This is a genomic window from Butyricicoccus intestinisimiae, assembly GCF_018918345.1.
Classification (GTDB): Bacteria; Bacillota; Clostridia; order Oscillospirales; family Butyricicoccaceae; genus Butyricicoccus_A; species Butyricicoccus_A intestinisimiae.
Window position 1 is genome coordinate 77,941 of sequence record NZ_JAHLQI010000006.1, and the last position, 23,499, is coordinate 101,439.

20 protein-coding genes and 1 tRNA gene are annotated in these 23,499 nt (G+C 51.2%); 18 read left to right on the forward strand and 3 right to left on the reverse strand.

Annotated features, from left to right (window positions below):
* Positions 1-103 precede the first annotated feature (103 nt).
* The 11 genes from KQI75_RS10970 (at position 104) to KQI75_RS11020 (ending at position 10,883) form a co-directional block, all read left to right on the forward strand.
* A complete protein-coding gene (locus tag KQI75_RS10970) occupies positions 104-2,719 on the forward strand; it encodes a translation factor GTPase family protein (RefSeq protein WP_246566620.1) in 2,616 nt (871 codons plus the stop codon).
* A gap of 126 nt (positions 2,720-2,845) precedes the next feature.
* Positions 2,846-2,921 (forward strand) — tRNA-Val (locus KQI75_RS10975).
* Between the two features lie 155 nt (positions 2,922-3,076).
* A complete protein-coding gene (locus KQI75_RS10980) occupies positions 3,077-3,268 on the forward strand; it encodes a DUF6019 family protein (RefSeq protein WP_216470843.1) in 192 nt (63 codons plus the stop codon).
* Between the two features lie 107 nt (positions 3,269-3,375).
* Positions 3,376-3,741, forward strand: coding sequence for an MmcQ/YjbR family DNA-binding protein (locus KQI75_RS10985; protein WP_216470844.1), 366 nt, complete (start codon positions 3,376-3,378; stop codon positions 3,739-3,741).
* Between the two features lie 105 nt (positions 3,742-3,846).
* A complete protein-coding gene (locus KQI75_RS10990) occupies positions 3,847-3,951 on the forward strand; it encodes a helix-turn-helix domain-containing protein (RefSeq protein ID WP_246566621.1) in 105 nt (34 codons plus the stop codon).
* Positions 3,952-4,219: 268 nt separating this feature from the next.
* Positions 4,220-5,491 (forward strand): histidinol dehydrogenase, encoded by a 1,272-nt coding sequence (gene hisD / locus KQI75_RS10995; RefSeq protein WP_216470845.1) that lies wholly within the window; start codon positions 4,220-4,222, stop codon positions 5,489-5,491.
* 292 nt (positions 5,492-5,783) lie between these two features.
* Entirely contained in the window at positions 5,784-6,548 is a 765-nt protein-coding gene (locus KQI75_RS11000) for a DeoR/GlpR family DNA-binding transcription regulator (RefSeq protein WP_216470846.1), read from the forward strand.
* Positions 6,545-7,450: a 1-phosphofructokinase gene (gene pfkB / locus KQI75_RS11005; protein WP_216470847.1), complete on the forward strand. Its 906-nt coding sequence runs from the start codon at positions 6,545-6,547 to the stop codon at positions 7,448-7,450. Before KQI75_RS11000 ends, pfkB begins: the two co-directional genes overlap by 4 nt.
* 31 nt (positions 7,451-7,481) lie before the next feature.
* The gene (locus KQI75_RS11010; RefSeq protein WP_216470848.1) at positions 7,482-9,392 is read left to right on the forward strand and encodes a PTS fructose transporter subunit IIABC; all 1,911 of its coding nucleotides are present in this window, start codon (positions 7,482-7,484) and stop codon (positions 9,390-9,392) included.
* Positions 9,393-9,441: 49 nt separating this feature from the next.
* Positions 9,442-9,699 (forward strand): HPr family phosphocarrier protein, encoded by a 258-nt coding sequence (locus tag KQI75_RS11015; RefSeq protein ID WP_216470849.1) that lies wholly within the window; start codon positions 9,442-9,444, stop codon positions 9,697-9,699.
* Positions 9,700-10,028: 329 nt separating this feature from the next.
* Complete coding sequence (locus KQI75_RS11020) at positions 10,029-10,883, forward strand: HAD family hydrolase (RefSeq protein WP_216470850.1); 855 nt, start codon at positions 10,029-10,031, stop codon at positions 10,881-10,883.
* Here KQI75_RS11020 and KQI75_RS11025 read toward each other — a convergent pair.
* Complete coding sequence (locus tag KQI75_RS11025) at positions 10,871-11,776, reverse strand: RluA family pseudouridine synthase (RefSeq protein WP_216470851.1); 906 nt, start codon at positions 11,774-11,776, stop codon at positions 10,871-10,873. The genes KQI75_RS11020 and KQI75_RS11025 overlap by 13 nt on opposite strands.
* Positions 11,777-11,897: 121 nt before the next feature.
* Between KQI75_RS11025 and KQI75_RS11030 the strand changes: the two genes are divergently transcribed.
* The 3 genes from KQI75_RS11030 to KQI75_RS11040 are packed head-to-tail and all read left to right on the forward strand — an operon-like array spanning position 11,898 to position 14,961.
* Positions 11,898-12,917, forward strand: coding sequence for a M42 family metallopeptidase (locus KQI75_RS11030; protein WP_246566643.1), 1,020 nt, complete (start codon positions 11,898-11,900; stop codon positions 12,915-12,917).
* Positions 12,914-13,936 (forward strand): M42 family metallopeptidase, encoded by a 1,023-nt coding sequence (locus KQI75_RS11035; RefSeq protein WP_216470853.1) that lies wholly within the window; start codon positions 12,914-12,916, stop codon positions 13,934-13,936. Before KQI75_RS11030 ends, KQI75_RS11035 begins: the two co-directional genes overlap by 4 nt.
* Positions 13,933-14,961, forward strand: coding sequence for a M42 family metallopeptidase (locus KQI75_RS11040; protein ID WP_216470854.1), 1,029 nt, complete (start codon positions 13,933-13,935; stop codon positions 14,959-14,961). Before KQI75_RS11035 ends, KQI75_RS11040 begins: the two co-directional genes overlap by 4 nt.
* A 57-nt stretch (positions 14,962-15,018) precedes the next feature.
* Here KQI75_RS11040 and ftsH read toward each other — a convergent pair whose 3' ends face one another.
* Both ftsH and KQI75_RS11050 read right to left on the reverse strand, forming a co-directional pair.
* Positions 15,019-16,869, reverse strand: coding sequence for an ATP-dependent zinc metalloprotease FtsH (gene ftsH / locus KQI75_RS11045; RefSeq protein ID WP_216470855.1), 1,851 nt, complete (start codon positions 16,867-16,869; stop codon positions 15,019-15,021).
* Positions 16,870-16,887: 18 nt separating this feature from the next.
* The gene (locus KQI75_RS11050) at positions 16,888-18,135 is read right to left on the reverse strand and encodes a BaiN/RdsA family NAD(P)/FAD-dependent oxidoreductase (protein ID WP_216470856.1); all 1,248 of its coding nucleotides are present in this window, start codon (positions 18,133-18,135) and stop codon (positions 16,888-16,890) included.
* A gap of 207 nt (positions 18,136-18,342) precedes the next feature.
* Between KQI75_RS11050 and pepT the strand changes: the two genes are divergently transcribed.
* The 4 genes from pepT (at position 18,343) to eno (ending at position 23,410) form a co-directional block, all read left to right on the forward strand.
* Positions 18,343-19,554, forward strand: coding sequence for a peptidase T (gene pepT, locus KQI75_RS11055; protein WP_216470857.1), 1,212 nt, complete (start codon positions 18,343-18,345; stop codon positions 19,552-19,554).
* A gap of 22 nt (positions 19,555-19,576) precedes the next feature.
* Positions 19,577-21,706, forward strand: a complete 2,130-nt coding sequence (gene ppk1 / locus KQI75_RS11060; RefSeq protein WP_216470858.1) for a polyphosphate kinase 1 — start codon at positions 19,577-19,579, stop codon at positions 21,704-21,706.
* Positions 21,703-21,876: a DUF4250 domain-containing protein gene (locus KQI75_RS11065; protein WP_216470859.1), complete on the forward strand. Its 174-nt coding sequence runs from the start codon at positions 21,703-21,705 to the stop codon at positions 21,874-21,876. Before ppk1 ends, KQI75_RS11065 begins: the two co-directional genes overlap by 4 nt.
* A gap of 238 nt (positions 21,877-22,114) precedes the next feature.
* A complete protein-coding gene (gene eno / locus KQI75_RS11070; protein WP_216470860.1) occupies positions 22,115-23,410 on the forward strand; it encodes a phosphopyruvate hydratase in 1,296 nt (431 codons plus the stop codon).
* The last annotated feature ends 89 nt before the right edge of the window (positions 23,411-23,499 follow it).

The following is a 23,499-nucleotide window of genomic DNA, read 5'->3' on the forward strand; positions in this document are numbered from 1 at the left end:
TGCAGCAGTTTTCTTATATGGATGGTACGTCATAAAAGAGAAAATCGACTTTATCGAGCGGTTGTGATATAATAATGCCATTGCGGCGAAGGGAGGAGCCAAGTTGAGCTTATCAGAAACAAAACAGAAAAAATGTATTTGCGCCGGTCTGTTGGCGCATGTTGATGCGGGAAAGACGACTCTTTCCGAAGCCATGCTGTATGTCAGCGGCAACTTGAAAAAATTAGGGCGTGTCGATCATCAGGACGCCTTTTTGGATACTTATCATTTGGAACGAGAGCGCGGCATTACGATTTTCTCCAAACAGGCGATTTTAGAGCGGGAGCACATGCGGCTTATGCTTCTGGATACGCCGGGACATGTGGATTTCTCCACAGAGATGGAGCGAACGCTGCAGGTGCTGGACTATGCGATTTTGGTCATCAGCGGCAGCGCGGGCGTGCAGGGACACACGGAAACGTTGTGGAAGCTGCTGGAGCAGTATCGCATCCCGACATTTGTGTTTATCAATAAAATGGATTTGGATACCGCAGACTATGACACTGTGCTGGCACAGCTCAAAAGCCGGTTGAGTGACAGCTGCGTTGATTTTTCGTTTGACCGAGATGCCGCCCAGCGCGATGAAGAAGCAGCTATGTGTGATGAATCGCTGATGGAAGCGTTTTTGGAAGAAGGCGTACTGACACAGGAACAATTGCGCCATGCTGTTGTGCATCGGCAGATATTTCCTTGTTTTTTCGGCTCTGCGCTCAAGTTGGAAGGCGTGGAAGAATTTTTGGATGGCATCCAAGCATACACCGTCGATCCGGTGTATCCGAAGGAATTTGGCGCGAAAGTATATAAGATTTCCCGCGACCCGCAGGGCAATCGCCTGACATGGATGAAAATTACGGGCGGCGGCCTGAAGGTCAAAACCGTGCTGACCAATGCAGGGCTTTCTGTACAGGAAGAGGATGTCTGGGAAGATAAAGTAGATCAGATTCGTCTGTATTCCGGTGAAAAATATCAGATGACGGACAGCGTACCGGCGGGCAGCGTGTGCGCCGTGACGGGACTGAAACGCACCCAGCCCGGCGATGCGCTGGGATTAGAACCGGTTTCTATCGAGCCGGTTTTGTCACCGGTGCTGACGTATCAGCTGATTTTGCCGGAGGGCACAGACGTCCCGTCTACACTGCGCAGTATCAAACAGCTGGAAGAAGAAGACCCGCAGCTGCATATTATATGGAATGAACGCCTGCAGGAGATTCATATTCAGCTCATGGGTGAAATTCAGCTGGAAATTCTCAAGAGCATGATAGCGGAACGCTTTGGACTTGATGTCTCGTTTGGAGAAGGTCATGTTGTATACAAAGAGACGATTACAGAACCTGTCGAGGGTGTGGGACATTTTGAACCGCTGCGCCATTATGCAGAGGTGCATTTGCTGCTGGAACCGTTGGAGCGCGGCGCAGGCTTGGAATTTGATACGGTTTGCAGTGAGGACAAGCTGGATCGCAATTGGCAGCGTCTGATTTTGACGCATCTGGCAGAGCGCGAACATTTGGGCGTGCTGACCGGTTCACCAATTACCGATATGCGGATAACACTGTTGTCCGGCAAGGCGCATGCCAAGCACACAGAGGGCGGTGATTTCCGGCAGGCAACCTACCGTGCCATTCGGCAGGGCTTGATGAAGGCGCAGTCCATGCTGCTGGAACCGTGGTATGCCTTTCGGCTAGAGGTGCCGCAGGAATTTATCGGACGCGCCATGACGGACATTCCGGCGCGCGGCGGCACGTTTGATCCGCCGGAGACGGACGGAACGTATTCTGTTTTGACGGGCACGGCGCCGGTTTCTTCCATGCGGGATTATCCGATGGAGGTCGTTGCCTATACGCGCGGAACAGGACGCCTTTCGCTGACGGTGGACGGCTATCGTCCTTGCCACGAGGCGGAACAGGTGATTGAACAAGCGGGATATCAGCCGGAAGCGGACTTGGAACACACGCCGGATTCGGTCTTTTGCTCGCACGGAGCAGGCTATCCGGTCAAGTGGAATGAAGTCGAACAGCATATGCATTTGCCGCTGACCTATCAGCCAGCGGGAGAGAAAAAACAAGAAGAACAGGTGATTTCTCGCCCGGTGAAGGCGGCTTACAGCAGCTCGGCACAATTGGACAAAGAACTCAAGAAGATTTTTGAACGGACATACGGCACCATACAGCCCAGAGCGTTCCGGTCACAAAAAGCCATGCGGTATGACCAGCCGCGCGAGGTTTTGCGTCAGTTGGAACCGGCGCGCGATTATCTGCTGGTCGATGGCTATAACATTATTTTCTCATGGGATGATTTGAACGAAATCGCTAGGGACAATATGGATGCGGCGCGGCAGGTGCTGATGGATATGCTGTGCAATTATCAGGCATACCGCCGCTGTGAATTGATTCTGGTGTTCGATGCGTACCGCGTGCCGGGAAGAGCCGGCATGATTGACAGCTATCACAACATCCATGTGGTGTACACCAAAGAGGCAGAGACCGCAGATATGTTCATTGAGAAGGTCTCCTACGAAATCAGCGGCCGCCGCAATGTGCGCGTGGCAACGTCCGACGGCATTGAGCAGATTATTATTTTCTCGCACGGTGCACAGCGCGTTTCTGCGCGGGCATTCCGAGAGGAAGTGGATCAGGTAAATCGGCAGATTGCCGATGCCATTCAGCGGCAAAATCAGCGATAACCAGACGAAAACAAGGAAGAAGGAGACTTCTTCCTTGTTTTTGAAAAAAACATAAAATTTTTGTTGACAAATTGGAAAAGACCATGTATAATAAATATCGTTCTCAAGAGAACAGCAAACCAGCTCGGAAGTTTAGCTCAGCTGGGAGAGCATCTGCCTTACAAGCAGAGGGTCACAGGTTCGAGCCCTGTAACTTCCACCATGAAAAGCACTCCAAACGGAGTGCTTTTTTGTTTGTCAAAAACTCCATGACAAAAGAGTACGCAGTAAAACAGCCAAGTTCTCTTGAATGGGTATTCTTTCATTGGAGAGTATGGTATACTCAGCTCAACAAATCAGAATTTAGAGGATTAAATTATGTGGAATGAATTAGGCATAAGCGGAGGAACCGCAATTGTTATTTTGATTGCGCTGTATTTCGTTATCAAATGGGCAGTGAAAAATGGCATCAAAGAAGCCTATAGTGCTATCACTGGAAAGAAAACCGATGAAGATATCCAAAACGAAAAAGAGTTAAAAGAACTTGGATTAGATTCAGAAGATCATTAACTTCCAGTTTGTCGCACGCGTTCCAAGCAAGGTTTGGGGCGGGCACGCCTCAACAAGAGCGCTTTGGAAACTCGCAAGAGTTGAAGAAGTAAGGAAACATTAGAAATATGAATCGCAAAGAATTAGAACAATATATACAAGAAACATATGTAGCTCAAATCGATTATCCTTGGGTGAAATATCCTAGTCACGAAGTATTTCGCCATGAAAACAATAAAAAATGGTTTGCTCTGGCGATGGATATTCCTAAGAGTAAATTGAGTATTTCGGGCAATGATACCATGTCTGTGGTAAATGTTAAATGCGATAAGATTTTAGTTCCTTCTCTGTGGGAGCGAGATGGGATTTTTCCGGCGTATCACATGAGTAAAGAGCATTGGATTACCATCGCACTGGATGGCAGTGTACCGAATGATACCATAAAAATGCTGCTCGACATGAGCTTTGAAGCGACAAAAAATAAGAGAAAATGATGTACAGATTGTTTTTCTAGAGCTTGTACCAGAAATATGCAACAGCCAGTTGCTTGCTGCGAAACCGGCCGCCGGTTATACTATAGGTATAAGGAGGTGCTTTCTATGGACACCAAAGAGGTACTCTATCAACTTCGCATCAAAAACGGCTTGTCGCAGGATGCACTGGCGGAAAAAGTATTTGTGACAAGACAGGCTGTTTCGGCGTGATTGCCGGCATGGATTTTCTGCTTGTGTGCACGTATGAAAAGGATGGAGTAAATCCGGAATTGGTGTTGTATAAGAAGCGATAAGAAACAGAACAAATGCAAAAAGCACGCGTTCCCGCGTGCTTTTTTGTGCAATCTTTTGATTTTGCACGTGAGATTGGAAAAGTTTGATACGGGTACTTTTTTTTTCGCTTAGAATCGTCTATAATAAAGATACTTTCATGCATAAAAGTATTTTTTGACATACAGGTTCAGGAGGCATTCCGACTATGAAAATTTTAAAGCAGGCAGAGAAAAAGACCTATCAGAGAGATGCTGCCTTGACACATACCGTCATGGACATTATTGAAAATGTGCAGACCAACGGTGACAAGGCGCTGATTGAATACGCGGCAAAATTTGACCACATGGATATTGACACCGTGCGCATTTCTCCGGAGCAGGTCAAGGCTGCCTACGAGCAGGTTGATGAGGAAACCATCGAGACCATTCGATTTGCGGCGGGACAGATTCGCTTCTTTGCAGAAAAGCAGCGTGAGTGCCTGAAGGATCTGAACATTCCGAGCCGCGTAGAGGGCGTAGAAATCGGTCATCGCATGATTCCGGTAGATCGTTGCGGCTGTTATGTACCGGCTGGCCGTCATCCGCTGCCGAGCTCCGCGCTGATGGGCATTGTGACTGCAAAGGCAGCCGGTGTGCAGGAGGTTTGCGCCTGCTCTCCGGCATACGCTGGTTATGGCACGATTCATCCGGCTGTTCTGGTTGCGATGGATATTGCCGGTGCGGATGAAATTTATTGCATGGGCGGCGCACAGGCAGTCGCAGCCTTTGCTTACGGCACGCAGAGCATCAAGAAGGTGGATTTGATTGTCGGCCCGGGCAACAAGTTTGTCACGGAGGCAAAGCGTCAAGTGCTGGGCGATGTCGGCATTGACAGTCTGGCAGGCCCGAGTGAAGTACTGATTGTCGCTGATCACACCGCAGATCCGGAATTTTTGGCGATTGACTTGCTGGCACAGGCAGAGCATGACCCGAACTCCAAGGCGATTCTCGTCTGCACCGATCGGGCAACCATTGACGAGACCATGAAGAAAATGGATCGTTTGATTACCACCCTGAACACAGAAGATGTATGCCGCCAGTCTTGGAAGGACAACGGTGCGATATATCTGGCGGATTCCATGCAGGAAGCCATTGATTTGGCAAATGAGATTGCACCGGAGCATTTAGAGATTGAGACCGACAACGAGCGCGAAGTTGCGCAGCAAATGCGCCATTACGGCTCTCTGTTTGTCGGACATTATGCGCCGGTCGCATTCGGTGACTTTGTGTCCGGCCCGAACCACACCCTGCCGACGATGGGAACCGCGCGCTATTCCAACGGCGTGTGGGTCGGCACGTTCATCAAGACGCCGTTCCATCAGTTTGTCAACAAGCAGGGCTGCCTGAATCTGGCACAGCCGACGATGAACTTTGCAAATATCGAAGGTCTTCCGGCACACCGCGATTCGGTTCGCCTGCGCGTGGAGAGAATGAAATAAAAACTGCACGAGCACAAAACGGGGGCACACACGGTGTGTCCTCTTTTTTGTGCCCACTTTTGAAAAACTTTGCATTAATTTGCGCAAACGCACCGATTGAAAGAAAAAGATGTCTATGCTTTTGTGCAACTTTTTTCAAATGATTTTATGAAAATTGTTAAAAATATGACTATAACTGCGTGAAAAAGTTCAGATTTCCAAAGTCGGTCAAAAAAGTGCACAAAATTGAATGACAATGATTGAAATTGAATGTTGAAAATGTTATAATTGATGTCACAGAGAGGGAATTGACATGATCGCTGAAACCAGACACCAGATGATTTTGGATATTTTACATAAACAACGATCCGCCAGTGTGCAGGAGCTGGCCGAACAGCTGCACATCAGTGAATCGACCATTCGGCGTGATCTGATTGTTTTGGATCGTCAGGGAAAGCTGACGAAGGTATATGGCGGAGCCATGGCAATGCACATGGAGCCAGCATACGACCCGTATGAGCCGGATATGGACACAAAAGAGGTTCTGTTTGTAGAAGAAAAGAAGCGCATGGGGCAATACGCCGCATCGCTGATCCGAGCAGATGATTTTGTGTATATTGATGCCGGAACCAGTACCATCCATTTGGTCAATGCCATTGACGGAGATGCAAAAAAAGCGGTGTACGTCACAAACGGACTGCTGCACACGCGCATTTTGGCGCGAAAAGGATGCATTGTGTATGTTCCGGCGGGACGCGTCAAGCCGCGCACCGAAGCCATCGTAGGCGCGGCTGTTCTCAACAGTCTGCGTCGCTACAATTTTACCAAAGCATTTATGGGAGCCAACGGCATTTCCATTGAGCGCGGATTTATGACACCGACCATCGAGGAAGCCGAGCTGAAGGCGGCGGCGATTCAGTCGTCACTGGAAAGCTGGTTTCTTGCAGATGAAAGCAAGTTTAATAAGATCTGTGCCGCGGGTATCTGTGACTTGGGACAGGCAAACATCATTACAAACCGCCTGCCGGATGTCAGATATGCGGAAAAAACATTGGTGAAGGAGATTGACAGAGAATGATTTATACTGTAACCTTTAATCCAGCCATTGATTATGTGGTTCACTTACAGGGAGAGCTCAAACAGGAAGGCATTAACAGAAACACAGCGGAAGAATATCAGTTCGGCGGAAAAGGAATCAATGTTTCCAATGTGCTGCGCACGCTGGGTGTGGAATCTGAAGCGTTGGGCTTTGTCGCTGGATTTACCGGCGAAGGGCTGGAAAAAGGATTACAGGCGAGCGGTCTGCACACGGATTTCATTCATGTGGCAGAAGGCATGACCCGCATCAATGTAAAAATCAAAGCGGAACAGGAAGCGGAAATCAACGGCATCGGTCCTAACATTACGCAGGAGGATATGAAGCAGCTGTATCAAAAGCTGGATCAGATTCAGGCGGGCGATACCTTGGTGCTGTCCGGTTCGATTCCATCGTGTCTTGCCAGTGACACCTATGAGAAAATTATGGCGCATCTGGCGGACAAGGACATTCGCATTGTCGTGGATGCGACGCGCGATTTGCTCGTCAATGTGCTCAAGTACCATCCGTTCCTCATCAAGCCGAACAATCATGAGCTGGGCGAAATCTTCAACACGATTCTCAAGACAGATGAAGAAATTGCCAACTGCGCGAGAAAGCTGCAGGAAATGGGCGGCAGAAATATTCTGGTCTCTATGGCAGGAGACGGCGCGCTGCTGTTGGATGAGAACGGAGAAGTGCATCGCATCGGCTGCCCGAAGGGCAGTGTACAGAACAGCGTTGGCGCCGGTGATTCCATGGTAGCGGGCTTCTTGGCTGGCTATCTCACCAAGCAGGATTACAGCTACGCGCTGAAGCTCGGCACAGCTGCCGGCAGTGCTACTGCTTTCTCGATTGGTCTGGCGGAAAAACAGGATATTGATCAGCTGTTAGAGACGCTGTGAGAGAAAAGAAATAAGAGAAAGAGGGATGCATATGAAGCTGATTGAATTGTTCAGCTGCGATGCAACGGCGCTCAACGTCAAAGCAAAAGACAAAGATGCCGTCATCAATAAGCTGGTAGATCTTCAGTTCACGCATGGAAATATCACGGATAAAGAAGCATATAAAAAGGCAATTTATGCGCGTGAAGCCGAATTCTCTACATATGTAGGCGAAGGAATCGCAGTTCCGCACGCCAAGACAGATGTTGTTACAGCGCCGAGTCTGGCGGTTGTCCGATTGGCAGAACCCATTCAGTACAACGAAGATGATGATGACAAGAGCAGTCTGTTTTTCATGATTGCAGCGCCAATGAACGGCAATCTGCACGTGGATATGCTGGCGCGCATGATGAGCCTGCTGGCAAATGAAGAGTTTGTAGCAAAGCTGAATGCGGCGAAAACACCGCAGGAGTTCCTTGATTTGATTGCAAAGGAAGAGGAACAGAATTTCGGCAATGAAAGCTTTACCGAGGAAGAAGTTCCGCAGGCGGGATACCGCATTTTGTGTGTAACCGCATGCCCGACCGGCATTGCGCACACATACATGGCAGCGGAGAACCTGCAAAAAGCAGGCGCTGCGATGGGCATTCCGACCAAGGTAGAAACCAATGGTTCCGGCGGCGTGAAAAATGCGCTGACCGCAGAGGAAATTGCAAAATGTGACGGCATTATTATCGCGGCAGATAAAAATGTAGAAATGGCTCGGTTTGACGGCAAACCGGTAGTTATCACCCGCGTTGCCGACGGCATCCATAAGCCGGAAGAGCTGATTAACAAGATCGTGAACGGCGAAGCGCCGATTTATCACGCGACGGGCGGCGCACCGGCTGCTGCTCCAAACGAATCCGCAGGCAGTGCGATTTACAAGCACTTGATGAACGGCGTGTCGCATATGCTTCCGTTCGTTGTCGGCGGCGGTATTATGATCGCGCTGGCGTTCCTGCTCGATGATTATTCCATTGATCCTTCCAATTTCGGCATGAACACGCCGCTGGCTGCATTTTTCAAAACAGTCGGCAATGCGGCATTCGGATTTATGCTTCCGATTTTGGCTGGCTTCATCGCCATGTCCATTGCGGACAGACCGGGCTTGGCAGTTGGTTTTGCGGGCGGCGTGCTCGCGATGAACGGCACCTCGTTTACCGGCCTGATGAACGGAGATATTACAGGCGTATCCGGCGGTTTCTTGGCAGCATTGCTTGCGGGCTTTGCAGCGGGATATCTGGTACGATTCTTGGAAAAGATAACGGAGAAGATGCCAAAGGCAATGGATGGTATCCGTCCGATGCTGATTTATCCGCTTGGCGGCATTCTTCTGATTGGCATTTTGATGTGTGCGATTAACCCGCTGATGGGTGCCATCAACACCGGCATTTCTTGGGTTTTGAATTCGATGGGCGGTTCTTCCAAAATCCTGCTCGGCTGTGTCCTCGGCGGCATGATGAGTGTGGACATGGGCGGACCGATCAACAAGGCGGCATATGTATTTGGTACGGCCGCGCTGTCCATGGGACAGTTTGACGTTATGGCAGCGGTTATGATCGGCGGCATGGTTCCTCCGATTGCTATCGCCCTGTCCTGCACGTTCTTCCCGAAGAAGTGGACGACAGAAGAGCGCAACAATGGCTTGGTAAACTATGTCATGGGTCTGTGCTTTATCTCAGAAGGCGCCATCCCGTATGCGGCAGCAGATCCGGGACGAGTGCTCCCGTCCTGCATCGTTGGCTCTGCCATCGCAGGCGGCCTGTCTATGGCATTTGGCTGCACCCTGCAGGCACCGCACGGCGGCATCTTTGTATTCCCGACTGTGGGACATCCACTGATGTATGTGGTCGCTCTGCTCATTGGCTCGATTGTCGGCGCCGTGATTCTGTCGGCACTGAAAAAAACAAAGGCTGAATAAGCAAAAAACGCTTTTTATTATGTAAATACTTGGAAAGGAGATTTTTATTATGCTGCGTTTTGAGTACACCGTAACGGATCCGGAGGGCTTCCACGCACGTCCGGCAGGCATGTTTGTCAAGGAGGCAAAGAAGTACGACTGCGTTACAACCGTTGAAAAGAACGGCAAGAAGGCAGATGCACGCAAGATGTTCGGCCTGATGGGTCTTGGCATCAAGGGCGGCGACACCATCGCAATCAGCGTAGAAGGTGCGCAGGAAGAAGAAGCTGCCGCTGGCCTGAAGGCATTTATGGAAGCAAACCTGTAAAAGTCAACAAATTATTTCGTCAACTCTATTTTATTTATCTATTCCCAAAGGTGTCACGCCTTGCGCGTGCACCATCGAAAGCAACGGTTTTCTTGGTTTGCAGGATGTCGACAAAAACAACTTTTGCTGGAACAACACAAAAACAAAACACAAATAGGTTATTTATCTTGTAAAATCGAGATCAAACTGTTTCGCCGCGCAAATGCACATATGTGTGTATTTGCGCGGCTTTTCTTATATTTTGCAGAAATGTGCGGTAAAATATAATTGTAACAAGAAAACAATTGTGGTAAAATAAAACCAGAAAAAAAGAGATGGGAGGGCGGATGATGGAATATCGGTTATTGGCAACTGATTTGGATGGAACATTGCTCAATGCGAAAAAAGAAATTTCCTCTGAGAATGTTGTGGCGATCAATCGTGCGCTGGATATGGGGAAACAAGTGATTTTTTCCACCGGACGCGCCTTGGGAGAAGTAAAACAGTTTTTTCCGCTGTTTCCGCAAATGCGATATGTGCTGTGCGAGAGCGGCGGCCTGCTGTACGATTGGCAGGAACAGTGTGTTATCAGCAGACAAGTGCTCGCCCCTGACATTACGCGGGCTGTTTTGCGCTATGCACAGCCGCGCGACATCATGATTCAGATTATGACGAACGGCGAATCCGTCATCAGCGAAAACAGCATTGCCGTCTTGGAGCATTATCGCAATGAATATTTGCGGGAGCATTTTTTGCACCATGTGCGTTTGGTAGAGGATGTCGCTGCGTACTGCAAGGAGCATGCGTATTTGGCGGAAAAAATCTGCCTGTATCATCCGGACACAACCGCGCGGGTGCAGTCGCTGAAGCAGCTGGAACAGCTGGAAGTTACCGCGGCGTTTTCCGAGCGCACATCGCTGGAGCTGACGCCCATCGGTGTGGACAAGGGCAAGGGTCTGTGCAAGCTGTGTCAGGAATTACATATCCCGCTGGAGCAGGTTATCGCCATTGGTGATGCGCCGAATGATCTGGCGGTTTTGCAGACGGCGGGACTGGCGATTGCCGTGGACAACGCCTCGGAAGAAATCAAGCAGGTGTGCCATGCGGTTGTCGCGGACAACGAACATAACGGTGTAAAAGAGGCCATTGAAAATTGGCTGTGTAAAACGAGAAATAAACCGCTGCTGGCATATCAGCCGGTATGAGCATCGTCGGATAAAAGCGCCTGCATATCCTCCGGAATCGGGGCAGTGAATACCATAGGCTGCTTGGTGATTGGATGGAGAAAGGACAGCTTGTACGAGTGCAGCGCCTGCCGTGCAATGCGGCTGTAGTCGGGATGATATAAAAAATCTCCGGGCAGCGGATGGCCGATGTGCTTCATGTGCACGCGGATTTGATGGGTGCGTCCGGTTTCCAGCCGGACGGCGGCAAGAGAAAATCCGTTGCAGACAGCCAATCGCTCGAAATGCGTGACGGCAGGCTCGCCGCGCACGTCATCTACGATGCGTTCGATGGTGCTGTCGTGCGCGCGCGCAATCGGCGCACGAATGCAGCCCGCCTCCGGCAGGGTACCGGTGCAGATGGCGCGGTATTCGCGGTGAATTTCCCGATTGCGCATTTGTTCCGCCAAAATACAGGCGGACAACTCATGCAGAGAAAACAACACAAGACCTGAGGTATCCCGATCCAGTCTGCCGACGGAACGGGCGGTAAACGATTCGCCGCGCTGCCGATAGTAATAGGCGAGGGCGTTGGATAGTGTGTCATCGTAGTGCCCGTGAGACGGATGGACAGGCATGCCGGCGGGCTTGTTGAGAACAATGAGGTCGCTGTCCTCATAGACAATAGAAAACGGCAAATCGACGGGAACGAGATTTTCGTTTGGTTCGATGTGCGGAATGGCTGCACGCAGGATTTGACCTGCGTGCAGTTTTTGGTTGGAACGAATGGAAATGCCGTCCAGCAGCAGTCCGTTTTCTTGATATTTGGTTTGAATGAGCAGATGCCGCGAGAAGCCCTGCGCGCGCAGAAACCGGTCTGCGGTGCATCCGTCAAATTCCGGCGGGATCTGATATTGTATGTTATTTCGAATCATGCTTGCCAGTGTATCATATCTGAAACGGTTTTGCAATGCGCTTGTCGATTGACGAAGCATGTAAAAGTGGCGTATAATAAACACGGGAAACAATGACGAGGAGGAAAACGTTGTGAAGGATATGCTGATACAGCTGTGCAGCGCAGACGGTGTGACCGGATTTGAAGGACATGCTGCACAGAAGGCGGCAGAGCTGCTGGCTCCGTACTGCGACCGCGTAGCATTTGACGCGTGCGGCAGCGTGTTGGGCTGGAAGAGCTGCGGCAAGCCAAATGCAAAAACGGTCCTGCTCGATGCGCATCTCGATCAGATTGGTTTTATGGTTACAGATGTGCTCGAAGGCGGATTCCTGCGCTTTACGCAGGTGGGCGGTATTGACCCGCGCATGCTGCTCGGCGCTGAGGTGACCATTTTGACAGAGACACCGCGATACGGCGTAATTTCCTGTACGCCGCCGCATCTGCTGGCGGCAGGGGAACAGAACAAAGCGGTGCCAATGCATGAGATGCTGATTGATACGGGCTTGCTGGATGCAAAATCTGTGATTCCGATTGGAACACCGATTGTATTTGCACAGCCGCCGTATGAACTGACGGACGGACAGATTACCGGCAAGTGCTTGGATGACCGCGCGGGCTTTGTCTCGATTGTACAAGCGATGAAGCAGCTGCAGGATGTCGATTTGCATGTTGATGTTGTTGTGTGCGGTTCGGTGCATGAGGAGACCGATTCGCTCGGTGCGCTGGCGGCATCCTTCCGCGTGGCGCCGGATTACGGCATTGCGGTGGACGTCAGCCATGCCAAAACACCGGACAGCGGTTCGGATGACGCGTTTGCGTTTGGCGGTGGTGTGCTCGTCGGCATGGGGCCGAATCTGCATCGCGGTCTGACCAATCGCATGATAAAAACAGCGCGTGCGGAGGAAATTCCCTATCAGATTGAAGTCATGGAGGGCAATACCGGCACCAATGCATGGGATATGCAGGTGGTGCGCAGCGGCATTGCGATGGGATTGCTGTCCATTCCGCTCAAATATATGCACACGCCGATTGAGACCATCAAGCTGTGTGATGTACAGGCAGTCAGCGATTTGATGGCGGCATTTTTGAAGGAATTTGATGGGGAGGTGACGCGCGTATGATCGAGCTGTTAGAAAAGCTGTGCGCCCTGCCCGGTCCGTCCGGCTGTGAGGACGCCGTGCACGATTTTATTTTGGAGCAGGCAAAGCTGTATGCCGATGAGATTCGAGAGGATCATCTCGGCAATCTGATGATTTTCCGGAAGGGAAAGCAGCACATAGACAAGACCGTCATGCTGTCCGCCCACATGGACGAGGTCGGCGTGATTTGTAAGGGATACACCGATGACGGCTGTGTGAAATTCGGCTTTGTCGGCGGCGTAGATCCGCGTGTGGTCATCGGCAGACGCATTTTATTTGGCGATGTGCGCGGCGTTGTCGGCATCAAGGCGGTTCATCTGACAACGCGCGAGGAGCGCAAGACCATGCCGAAAACCAGCAGTCTGTACATCGACATCGGTGCATCAGACAAAAAAGAAGCACAGAAAAAAGTGCCGCTCGGCACATACGGTGTGTTTGATTCTGCATGCGTTCGCTTCGGTGACGGATTGCTCAAGGCAAAAGCGATTGATGACCGTGTGGGCTGTGCCGTTATGCTGACGATTTTGCAGGAACAGCCGGCAGTCGACACGTGGTTTGTATTTGGCGTGCAGGAAGAAGTTGGTTTGCGCGGCGCCCGTTGTGCGGCATTTGCGCTGAATCCGGATGTTTGTCTGGTACTGGAAGGCACAACGGCGGCGGATTTGGCAGAAGTAGACGGTGCCAAGCAGGTGTGCGGTCTGCGCAAGGGCGTTGTCATTCCGTTTATGGATCGCTCGACAATCTATCATCAGAAGATGTTTGAAACCCTGCGCAAGCTGGCGGAGGAGCATGCGATTCCGTGGCAGACCAAGCACCGCGTGGCGGGCGGCACAGATGCTGGACGCATTCACCTGACAAGAACCGGCGTTTTGACAGCCGGACTGGCTGTGCCGGTTCGCTATATTCATTCGCCGTCCAGTGTGGCGGCTCTGGAGGATATGCAGAGCATGCTGGCGCTGGCCCGACATTTTCTGACGTATTTGGGAGATGAAGAATCATGAGTTTTGATATTTATGAAGCATTTTGCAATTTGTCTGCGGCATTCGGCCCGTCCGGCAGAGAAACAGACACGATACAGGCAATCCGTGAAGTGACTGCGGACAATGTGCAGAATATTGGCGATTGGAATCATCACATTGACACGATGAACAATCTGATCTATCATCGCAAGGGCAGCGGCAAGAAGATTTTGCTCGCAGCGCATATGGACTCCATCGGCATTGTGGTGACGCATATAGATGACAAGGGATTTGCGCGCTTTGCACAGGTCGGCGGATTTATGCTCGGCGATTTGATAGACAGACGCGTTCGTTTCCAAAACGGAACGCGCGGCGTGATTTCGTTTGAAGAAAAGACCGAATTTTCCAAGCTGGGATTTGACAATCTGTTTTTGGACATTGGAGCGGCAAACAAGGAAGAAGCGGAAAAGCTGATACAGGTCGGTGATTTTGCCGTATATGATGAACAGCCGCACAAGCAGGGCGATGTTGTTTGTGCGCCGTATCTGGACAACCGCATTGGCTGTGTGACGCTGATTGGCGTCATGGCGCAGCTGGCAGAATTGCCGTGTGACAGCGATGTATATGTGGCATTTACTGCACAGGAAGAAGTTGGCTTGCGCGGTGCACAGACTGTGGCATTTGCGATTCAGCCGGAGTATGCCATTGCAGTCGATGTGACGGACACCGGAGACTTGCCGGAACGTAAATATCCGATGGCAGTCAAGATGGGAGAAGGTCCGGCGGTTAAGATTATGGATCACTCGGTCATCTGTGACCAGCAGGTAAAGCAGACGCTGTATCGTGTCGCGCAGGAAAACGACATTCCGGTACAGCGGGAAATTATGGAATTTGGCGGCACGGACACCGGTGCGATTCAGCGAACCGCCGGCGGCGTCAAGGTCGGTGCAGTCAGCATTCCGACGCGGTATATCCATTCTGCTGCAGAAATGGTAAATCTGCGTGATGTCGAGCAGGCAATCCGGCTCATCGCGCACGCTGTCAGCGATGGCATGGACAAAACGTAAATTAGATACAGAGACAGAAAAATCCAGTCCCAAACGGGACTGGATTTTTTCGTGTAGTTAACTTTCTGTGTTCTCAGAAAGTGCTTCCGGCTGTTCCGGTCGGTTGAGAATTTCCATGAATTCCTCGCCGGTAATCGTCTCCTTTTCGTACAGAAAACGTGACAGCTCGTCCAGCTTTTGGCGGTTTTCAGACAGAATCTTACGCGCCTTTTCGTGCTGTGTTCGAATCAGCTCGATAACCTTTCTGTCGATTTCGTTTTGTGTATCGGCGGAGCAGGCGAGAGATGTGTCGCCGCCGAGATACTGGTTGTTGACGGTTTCCATTGCCACCATGCCGAACGAATCGCTCATGCCGTACCGCGTAATCATGGCGCGGGCGAGCTTGGTTGCCTGCTCAATGTCGTTGGAGGCACCGGTCGTGATTTCATGGAAAACGACTTCCTCTGCGGCACGTCCGCCGGTGAAAGTGGCAATCTTGTTTTCGATTTCCTCTTTGGACATCAGATATTTGTCGTTTTGCTCCACCTGCATGGTGTAGCCCAAGGCGCCGGAGGTACGCGGAATAATGGTAATTTTTTGTACCGGTGCGGAGTGCGTTTGCATCGCAGCAACCAAGGCATGGCCGATTTCATGATAGGCAACAACCTGCTTTTCGTGATCGGACAGCACGGTGTTTTTCTTCTGATAACCGGCAATGACAACTTCGATGCTTTCCTCCAAATCCGCTTCCGTGACAACAGAACGATTGTCGCGGACAGCGCGGAGCGCCGCTTCGTTGATGATGTTTGCCAGCTCTGCACCGGATGCACCGGCTGCCATGCGGGCGATGGTGTGATAGTTGACATCGTCAGCGGTTTTGATTTTCTTGGCATGTACCTTGAGAATCGCCTCTCGTCCGGCGAGATCCGGCAGCTCTACCGGAACGCGGCGGTCAAAACGACCCGGCCGCGTGAGCGCCGGATCCAGTGACTCCGGACGGTTTGTTGCTGCCAGAATGATGACGCCGTTGTTTCCCTCAAAGCCGTCCATTTCGGTGAGCAGCTGGTTGAGCGTCTGTTCGCGTTCGTCATTGCCGCCGATTTGTCCGTCGCGCTTTTTGCCGATGGCGTCAATCTCGTCGATAAAGACAATGCACGGCGCTTTTTCCTTTGCCTGCTTGAACAAGTCGCGAACTTTGGAGGCGCCCATGCCGACAAACATCTCTACAAATTCCGAACCGGACATCGAGAAGAACGGCACACCGGATTCGCCTGCGACAGCTTTTGCCAGCATGGTTTTGCCGGTTCCCGGAGGGCCGACAAGCAAAATGCCCTTTGGCATAGAAGCGCCGATGGCGGTATATTTGTTCGGATTGTGCAGATAATCTACGATTTCCTGTAGGTTTTCCTTTGCTTCGTCCTCGCCTGCGACATTGTCAAAATGAATGCCCTCTGTGGATTGGACGTAAATCTTGGCATTGCTCTTACCCATGCCGAACATCATGGAATTTTTGCCGCCTGCCTGATCCATGAGTTTTTTGCCCATGTACTGCCCGAGGCCGACAAAGATAATCAGCGGCAGAACAAAGGTCAGCAGGAAGCTGAGAATCGGGGAAGTGGTCTGCTGGATTTCCTGCTCAAATTTTGCGCCGGAATCGTACAGACGCTGTACCAACTGCGGGTCATCCATTTTACCGGTCTTGTATGTGGTCTCGTTGGATTTGTCGGTAAAAATAATTTCGCTGTTGTCAATTTCGACTTCTCCGATGTTTTTGTCAGCAATCATGCTCAAAAACGTGCCGTAATCGACATCCTTGACTTGATGCTGCATGAGCATCGGCCCTGCGATCAGGTTCAGCAGAATCACGACCAACAAAATGACTCCGTAGTAAAAGATCAGAGGCTTTTTGGGGTTTTTGACTTCTTTCATGGCATAATCTCCTCGTGTTTATTCGTGCGCGATGTACTCTGCAGCGGCTTCGCCAGCTGTTATGCCGGAGCACCATGCCCAGTGTAAATTGTATCCGCCGCAATCGCCTGCAATGTCCAAAACTTCACCGGCGAGAAACAGACCCGGCTGCTTGACGGAACGGAATCGGTTGTCGATTTCGTTCAAAAATACGCCGCCGCCGGTAACCTGCGCGTGATCCCATGTCTGTACGCCGGTAATCGGAAAGTCCCAGCCCTTGAGCAGAGACACCAATGCGTCGATATCCTGCCGTTTCAGAGAAGAAGATGGTCTGTCAATTGGCGTCAAATGCAGCGTTTCCAGCGCGGCGAACAGCAGCTTTTTGTTGATGAGTCCGAGCAGATTGTCCTCGATCTTGTCGGTGGGATACTGCTTGACGCGCTGCTGCAAAATGCTGCGCAGTTCGTTGTGCTGCCAGTCCGGAAATAAATCCAGACGAACGGTATATGCCTGTTCCTGTATGGGTTTGTTCATCCAGCACGACAGCTGCAGGGCGGGAATGCCGGAGAGACCGTAATCGGTCAGCTGTACTTCGCCCAATTCTTCTGTCAGCTTCTGTTTGCCGTCAAACAGCGTGGCGCGGCAAATGACGCGGATGCCCTTGAGTTGCTTGAGCATGCTTGTCTGCTGTCCGCAGCGCAGCGGAACCAGACAGGGGTACAGCCGCGCATAGCGATGACCCATTTGCAGCGCAAGCGGATAGCTGGTGCCGTTGGTGCCCTGCTTGGGCGCGGCGCGTCCGCCGGCTGCTAAAATCACAGCATCGGCACAGAAGGTTTTACCGGATTCGGTTTGCGCCGTGAACACCTTCTTGTCGACAGACAGCGAGCGAACCGTACAGTTTTGCTGGATTTGTATGTGGTATCGCCGCAGTGCCAGACGGAGCACATCGAGCACCATGGAAGCCTGTCGGCTGTATGGATAGATGCGCCCGCGATCTTCTTCCGTACAGTACAATCCCAGCTCGCGGAAAAATGTCAGCGGACGTTCTGCCGGCATGTCTGCGAGCAGCTCGTTCAGGCGGGCGGTATTCTGCGTGTGATAATGTCCCGGCGCAATCTGCGCGTTGGTCAAATTGCATCTGCCGTTTCCGGTGGCAAGAATTTTTTTGCCGATGCGATCCAGACCGTCCAAAATGGTGATTTGGGCGGAAGAATTGGCTTGTGCGGCAGAAATAGCGGCAGCCATACCGGATGCGCCGCTGCCGATAATAAGGATGCGATTCATAAACGAACCTCCTTTTCTATCATGATACATTTTAATACCTGTATTATAGCATGAATCTCCAAAAAGAGTTTGAATAAACATGAAATTTTTGTTACATTTTGTGTTTCGCAGTGATATCTTGTAGATTTTCTGACCAAAAAGAGGTAAAATAACAAGAGATAGCAGACATACATCTTTTTATAGGAAAGGTAAAACAAGGAAAGTCGTATGAAAGCAAGCGAACGATTGTTGAAATATGCCGTGATTTACACGGGAAGCGATGAAGACCATGCGGAGCAAACGCCGTCAACACCGGAACAGATGACGCTGGCGCAGGTGCTGGCGAAGGACATGCGGGACATTGGACTGACGGACGTTTCGGTTGACGCGCATGCCTATGTGTATGGATTTCTGCCTGCCACGGCGGGCAGAGAACAGTGTCCGCCGATTGGATTCATTGCGCATATAGATATTGTCAATGAATTTGGCACCTCGGAGATTCATCCGCAAATCGTAAAAGAATACGATGGCGGAGAAATCGCGTTGGGAACCAGCGGCCGCACGCTGGACACGGTACAGTTTCCCGATTTAAAACAGGCGATTGGAAAGACCGTCATCACGACTGATGGAACAACGGTGCTCGGCGCAGATGATAAGGCGGGCGTAGCGGAAATTCTGACCATGTGCGAACGACTGGTACAGGACAATCTTCCGCACGGAAAAATCTGTGTGTGTTTTACACCGGATGAAGAAATTGGGCACGGCGCCGCCCTGCTCGATTTGGAAAAATTCGGTGCCAGCTACGCCTATACGGTGGACGGCGGTGCACCCAATGAAGTGGAGTGGGAAACCTTTTACGCTGCAGCTGCCGATTGGAGCATTGCCGGTGTCTCCGTGCATCCGGGCGATGCGAAAGACAAAATGGTCAATGCCGCGCTGGTGGCAATGGAAATTAACGGTATGCTGCCGCCGGATGAAATTCCGGCAAAGACCCAAGGCCGCGAGGGATTTTTTCATCTGTGCGATATGTCCGGCGATGTCTCTGCGGCAAAGCTGTCTTATATCATCCGCGACCATGATGCGGAGAAATTTTCACAGCGCAAGCAAACTATGCGCGAAATCGAGCGCAAAATCAACGAAACATACGGAGCAGGTACAGCGGCGCTGACACTGCGCGAGCAGTACCGCAACATGGCGGAGATTTTGCAGCATCATCCGGACGCTGTAGAACAGGCAAAACGGGCGATTCGCGCTGTGGGACTGACGCCGGTATCCAATCCGGTGCGCGGCGGCACGGATGGCGCGCAGCTGTCCTTTCGCGGTTTGCCGTGCCCCAATCTTGGAACCGGAGCATATGCCCTGCATGGACCGTATGAACACGCGATTGCGGAACAAATGGATGTTATGACAGAAATTTTACTGCATATCGCGCAAGCATAAGCTGGTGTGGGAGGAAAAAACTATGGATAAGGAAAGCAAACGAAATAAGAAAGAAGAAAAAAGGGAAGAAAAGCATAGGCTGAGCTGTTATACCAATCGAGAATTGTCGTGGCTGCAGTTCAATGTTCGCGTGTTGCGCGAAGCGGAAAACGAGCATGTGCCGCTGGCTGAGCGACTGTCGTTTGTGTCGATCTATCAATCGAACTTGGACGAATTTTTTATGGTGCGCGTCGGTACCCTGATGGATCAGATGCACGCGGGAGAAAAAATTCGAGACAACAAGACCAATATGACCAGCAAGCAGCAGGTGGAGGCGATTTTGGAGCGCACACGCGAGCTTGAGGCACTCAAAACCAAGATTTATGAACAGCTGATGGGCGAGCTGGAGCCGCAGAACGTGCATCTCATCAACTTTAATCGTCTGTCTAAGAAAGAAATAGCGATGCTCGAGACGTATTTCGACCAGAACATCGCGCCGTTTCTCATGCCGATGCTGATCGGCAAACAGCAGCCGTTCCCGTTCCTCAACAACAAGGAGCTGTATGCGCTGATGCTGCTCACGACCAAGAGCGGAAAATCCAAGCTCGGTCTTGTGCCGTGCACCAACAGCGCATTTAAGCGCCTGATTGAGATTCCGTCCCGTCCGGGTACGTTTATGCTGTGTGAAGACCTGATTTTACAGTTTGCGTCCAAGCTGTTCCCGACTTATTCCGTCAAGGAAAAATCCATTTTGCGCGTGACGCGCAACGCGGACATTGACGGCATCGAGGTATATGATGAGGACTTGGACTACCGCGGCGTGATGGAACAGCTCATCAAACAGCGCACCCGCTTGAGTCCGGTGCGCGTGGAATTGAGTCATGACATCAACAAAAAAACCTGCAAGGAACTCGCCAAACATCTCGGCATCAACATGAAGCATGTCATTCGTGTGGATACTCCGCTGGATTTGTCCTTTGTATTCCAGCTGCAGCATTATCTGCGCGATCGGTCGGAGCTGTTTTACGAAAAGCGCAGTCCGTGCGATTCTCCGGCGCTGAACATGAAGGAAAGCGTGCTGGATCAGATTGGCAAGAAAGATGTGCTGCTGTCGTATCCGTATGAGAGCATGAAGCCGTTTTTGCGCATGCTGCATGAGGCGGCGGAGGACGAGTCGGTTATCAGCATTCGCATGACGCTGTACCGCGTGGCAGACCAGAGCAAAATCATTGATGCGCTGGTTGAAGCGGCGGAAAATGGCAGAGAAGTCATTGTTATGGTGGAACTGCGTGCACGGTTTGATGAAGCCAATAACATCGAGATGTCGCGCAGATTGGAGGAAGCAGGCTGCCATATTATTTATGGCCTTGGCAAATACAAGGTACATTGCAAGCTGTGCCAGATTGTGCGCAAGAGGGAGGACGACTTCCAGTACATTACGCAGATCGGCACGGGCAATTATAACGAAAAAACCGCGCGGCTGTACACGGATCTGTCGCTGCTGACAGCAAACCGCGATATTGGCACGGATGTCGATAAAGTCTTTCGTTCGCTGCTGATGGGCGAAACCGTTTCGCACATCGAACATTTGATGGTGGCGCCGCACTGCCTGCAAAATAAGGTGCTCGCCCTGATAGAGGATGAGATTGAAAAGGCAAAGCATGGCCGTCCGTCGTACATCGGCGTAAAATTGAATTCCCTGACGGATAAGGACATCATTGAAAAGCTGATTGACGCCTCGGAAGCGGGCGTCAAGATTGAATTGATTATCCGCGGCATTTGCTGTCTGGTGCCGGCTGTGCCGGAGCTGACCGAGAACATCACGGTGATCAGTGTTGTCGGCAGATTTTTGGAGCACTCACGCATTTACCGCTTCGGCGTGGGAGAGGAAGAAAAGGTATACATTTCATCTGCGGACTTTATGACCCGCAATACGCTGCGGCGTGTAGAAGTTGCCGTGCCGATTTATGATTTGGCAATCAAAAAACAGATTTGCCACATCTTTGATACGGTTTTGGCGGACGACGCCAAGGGAAAGATGCAGACCAGAAATCGAGAATACATTGACCGGATGCTCGGCGAGAAAAAGCTGGATGCGCAGGAAGTATTGTATGAGGAAGCGTATCGGGCGATCAATCGCGAAGAACCGGAAAAAGAGGAGGAAACCGAATGATTCCACAGGATCCAGTGATTTTACTCAGCTATGTCAACACCAAACTGCGTGACCAGTACAGCTCTTTGGAGCAGATGTGTCACGATATGGGTGTTAATCAGCGGGAAATCGAACAGAAATTGGCAGGAATGGATTACGCGTATGATTCTGCGCGCAATCAGTTCGTGTAACATAAAAACAACTCTATATACAGCAGAGTGCCGGCACGATGAAACGTGCCGGCGCTTTTTTTGCAGGAAAATTAACGGGAATAAAACAATTCAATCTTGACAAAACTATCCTATCTGATATACTAAACGTGATTAGCGTAGGCTAATTATAAATATCGGGAAAAACCGGTATTTGTGTTCCAGTAAAAAGATAACAATACCACATATGCCAGAGAGACATGGCGAAAGGAGACAACGTATGAGTTGCTTGACGATTGAGACAGTAATCGGACGCGAAATTATGGATTCCCGCGGCAATCCGACCGTGGAGGCAGAGGTTGTTCTAGCGGGCGGCGCGATTGGCAGAGGTGCGGCGCCGAGCGGTGCATCGACCGGCGAATTTGAAGCGCTGGAGCTGCGCGACGGAGATGCGAATAGATATTTGGGCAAAGGTGTGACGAAAGCGGTTGCCAATATCAACGGCCCGATTCGGGACGCTTTGGCGGGCATGGACGCTTCGGATATCTATGCCGTGGATGCAGCTATGATACAGGCAGACGGCACCAAGGACAAGTCCAATTTGGGTGCGAATGCCATTCTGGCGGTGTCGATTGCCGCTGCGCGCGCGGCTTCGATTGCGCTGGATATTCCGCTGTACCGGTTCCTTGGCGGTATCTCCGGCAATCGCCTGCCAGTGCCGATGATGAACATTCTCAATGGTGGTGCGCACGCAGCCAATACCGTGGACGTGCAAGAATTTATGATTATGCCGGTTGGTGCACCGAGTTTTCGAGAGGCGCTGCGCATGTGCGCAGAGGTATTCCATGCGCTGGCGGCTCTGCTCAAGGCGGAGGGACTTGCAACTTCTGTCGGCGATGAGGGCGGATTTGCGCCGGATTTGGCGAGCGACGAGCAAGCCATCCAGTATATTCTCAAGGCAGTAGAAAAGGCCGGCTATGTGCCGGGCAAGGATTTCATGCTGGCAATGGACGCCGCTTCTTCCGAGTGGAAGGGCGAAAAGAAGGGAGAATATGTGTTGCCGAAGGCAGGAACCAAGTTCACATCGGAGCAATTGATTGCGCATTGGAAGCAGCTGGTAGAAAAGTACCCGATTATCTCCATCGAAGATGCGCTGGATGAAGAGGATTGGGACGGCTGGAAGCTGCTGACGCAGGAGCTGGGTGATACTGTGCAGCTGGTTGGCGATGACCTGTTTGTGACCAACACCGAGCGGCTGAAAAAGGGCATTGACAACGGCTGCGGAAATTCCATTCTCATCAAGCTCAACCAGATTGGCTCGGTATCCGAGACGCTGGAGGCCATTAAGATGGCGCATAAGGCGGGCTATACCGCGATTTCTTCTCATCGTTCCGGTGAAACCGAGGATACGACCATTGCGGATCTGGCGGTTGCGCTCAATACCTGCCAGATTAAGACGGGCGCGCCGAGCCGCACCGAGCGCGTGGCAAAGTACAACCAGCTGCTTCGCATTGAGGAAGAACTGGGCGCCAGCGCTGTGTATCCGGGCATGGGGGCGTTCAACGTCAAGAGATAATTGTCAGCACAGGATGACTTTTGTGGCATAATGGAGATAAGCTGCTCCGCCGCTTCATCCGGCGGCGGAGCAAAGCTTGACAAAAAGAT